The sequence below is a fragment of the Flavobacterium sp. C4GT6 genome, from assembly GCF_036347315.1.
In the GTDB taxonomy this organism is placed as follows: domain Bacteria; phylum Bacteroidota; class Bacteroidia; order Flavobacteriales; family Flavobacteriaceae; genus Flavobacterium.
The window spans coordinates 1-1,875 of sequence record NZ_JAZGZU010000027.1; the positions used below are offsets into that span (position 1 = coordinate 1).

The following is a 1,875-nucleotide window of genomic DNA, read 5'->3' on the forward strand; positions in this document are numbered from 1 at the left end:
TGAGAAGTGAGCTTTAAACTCTTTCTCTACAGGTTCTCCGTTTACCAGTTCACGGTAGGTTACACTAAACCAGTAGTCCGTTGCCGGTAACGGGTTACCGTTGTAAGTACCGTCCCATCCTTGGCTTTCGTCTGTGGCACTGATTTGTTTGATCAGTTTACCAAAACGGTCAAAGATGTACACCTTAGCATCAGGCTGGTTCAGCCCGATGATGTTCCACGTATCATGGTAACCGTCACCGTTAGGGGTAAAGTAATGTGGGTAGTCCACTAAACTTACGCCTTCTATAGCGATCTGGTCACACGCATAGTCCGTTTTAACATCTCTTACATATACCGTGTGGGTACCGGCAGGTACATCGGTAAACACATTACTGCTCTGCCACATGCCGTCTTCATCAAGCCTGTACTCATACTCTCCGTGACCTTCAACATATACTGTGATCACCTGGTTGTCGCTAAAGTAGTTGGTTACTTCATAACCGTTGCCTACAGGACTCGCAGGACCACTCTGGATTACCGTAAAGGCGGCCGAGATGTCGGACACACAGTTTAGTGGTGCAGGACCTGTTACCTCTACTGTATAGTCACCCGCTGCACTGGCCTCATAACTTGGTGATGCCGGGTCATAGTCCGTCAGTTCTGTGCCGTTTAAGTACCAGATGAAGCTATAGCCCATATCAGCAGGGATACCACTCTCAAGGGTCACGGTTCTCAGTACAGTATTGGTGTTGTAATCCACACAGATCGTATCACTTCCGTCTGCAGAGGTGATTACCGGTTCCGGTAGTCGCTCCACTATTAGGGTGATCTCTGTGATATCATGACAGCCGCTGATGGTAGCATCATTGGTTACTCGTGCATAGATGGTCATTACATCGGATGTGCTGTTTACATATACGCCCGGGTCTGCGATTGCATTGGTGGCGCTTTCCGCATCCTCGATTGTCTCATAGTAAGCAACACTGTATTCGGTTGGGTCCTGAGTGCCCAGTATCTCTGTGTCAAACACACTTAGGTCAAACTCATGCATGCCGTCGTTGTCTCCGTCATCATCACAGGTAGACAGTACAGGGTCCACAGGGGCGTTAGCAATGGCTGCTTCCTCTACATACAGTTCTAAATCAGCAGTGATAATACAACCGCTCCCGATGTGCTGTACCCATACCAGAATCGTCTGGTTGGTCTGTACCTGATTGGTGTACTGGTTCGGCAGTGCCGTACCGGCATCTAAAGCCGCCTGATCAAAGTAGAACCTTACAAGGTAGTCTGCAGGATCCTGATCGGCTCCCTGTAAGATCTCAGGGATATGGCTGCTTAGTATAAAGGTGGCAAAGCCATCAGTATTCTGTTCACATATAGCATACGGAGGGATGGTTCCGCCATCTCCAAGTGCCGGTAGCGGGTTAACAATAAGTTCCAGTTCTACAATCTGGTAACATACCGCATCATCAGGGTTACCTGTGTTGGCCTCTACCCTTACATATACTATAGCGTTACCGCTTTCGTACGCTGTCGGGTCGGCGATAGGGTTGATGTCCTGATCGGCATCCTCATAAGTCTCATGGTAGCTTAACACTAAGTTGGGCTCATTGTCCATGATATCGGCTGCTGCAAGGGTAAGATCAAACTCTTCCACTCCATCACCATTACCGTTGTCATCACACAATACCAAAGCATCAGGCTCCGTGTTTGGTGTTGGCAGTGGCAACACGCGGATGGTTAGTGTCGTATAGCTCTTACAGCCTTCAAGGGTGATTACCTCTACCGTTAGGGTTAACGGGTTAGACGGGTTCACATAGCTCGATGGGTTCGCAATTGGGGTAGCAGCTCCCGGCTCATAGTAGTTTACCGTATAGCCCAGTCCTACGCCAAA

General features: G+C 48.9%; 1 protein-coding gene. It reads right to left on the bottom strand.

The features are described 5' to 3' along the window. Positions 1-1,875 (bottom strand): T9SS type B sorting domain-containing protein (locus V3Z67_RS17420; RefSeq protein WP_330444529.1); only part of this gene is annotated, 1,875 nt, incomplete at both ends.